The sequence below is a fragment of the Psychrobacter sp. 1U2 genome, assembly GCF_051847575.1.
In genome coordinates, this window is the sequence record NZ_JBPYDC010000422.1 from 1 (window position 1) to 1,103 (window position 1,103).

At 38.7% G+C, this 1,103-nt stretch carries 1 protein-coding gene; it reads left to right on the plus strand.

Features of this window, described 5'->3' with window-relative positions; genetic code table 11:
- Window positions 1–495 precede the first annotated feature (495 nt).
- The coding region (locus tag ACS8FD_RS16290; protein WP_439276611.1) for a saccharopine dehydrogenase family protein at window positions 496–1,103 on the plus strand (608 nt) is incomplete at its 3' end.

Here is a 1,103-nt window from a genome sequence, read left to right on the forward strand (position 1 = left end):
AACAGCAAATATAATCGCCCAACGAAACATAATCCTTCTCCTTAAATAAAAAACATCCAGAATACGAATAAAGCAAACCAGCAAACCAGCAAACCAGCAAACCAGCAAACCAGCGCATATTAGCAATATGATCGGTTATCAACCTACAAACAATCAGTTCTATAAACGATCAATACTGTCAGGTTCGCTAAATTCGATTACTCTTAATGCTTATTGTTGTTAATATTATTTCTTATAAGGTGTAGTAGTAGATTAACAACCTTTTAGAGCAGATAAACGTTCAGTTTGGTAATGATCACGATATGTTATGTAACTTATGTATGCTCATTGCCCTGTTTTGGACAAAGTTGGGTTATTGGTCGTTTATCAAACTGATATATAACTGGTATGGTTCTAAGTTGACTTTGAGCTCATAACGCTATCAAACGTTTATATGACGTAAAAATATAAGCATTACTCTGCTCTCATTTATCTAAAAAATAGTAAGGAAAAAATATGAATAATGATATGGATACTCAACAACGTACATATGCTGTCGTTTTATACGGTGCAACGAGTTTTGTCGGTCAAATTACTGCGCACTATTTAGCGCAATTTTTGGCAGGTACCAGTAAGCAAAATGATGGAGATACGCAGTCCGTCACTTGGGCAATCGCTGGTCGCGACCAAGAAAAATTAGAAAAACTGCAATCTGAGCTCAGCTCAGCGCAGCAGAATGGAGATACTAAAGCGAAGATCGATATCATCGTCGCTAATAGTAATGATGATGCCAGTCTGGATAAGATGACCGAACAAACACAAGTTATTATCTCAACGGTTGGTCCCTACCTCAAATATGGCGAACCTTTGATTAAATCGTGTACCAAAAATGGTACCGACTATGTCGACCTTACAGGCGAAGCCATTTTTATTAAAGATATGATGGACAAATATCAAGACGCTGCGAAGCAAAGCGGCGCACGTATTGTTAATTCGTGCGGATTTGACTCTATCCCCTCAGACCTAGGTGTTTACTACACCCAGCAACAAGCTGAGAAGCAGTTTGATGAAGCCTGTACGGTCATCAATATGAGGGTAAAAGCGGCAAAAGGTGGTTTGTCGGG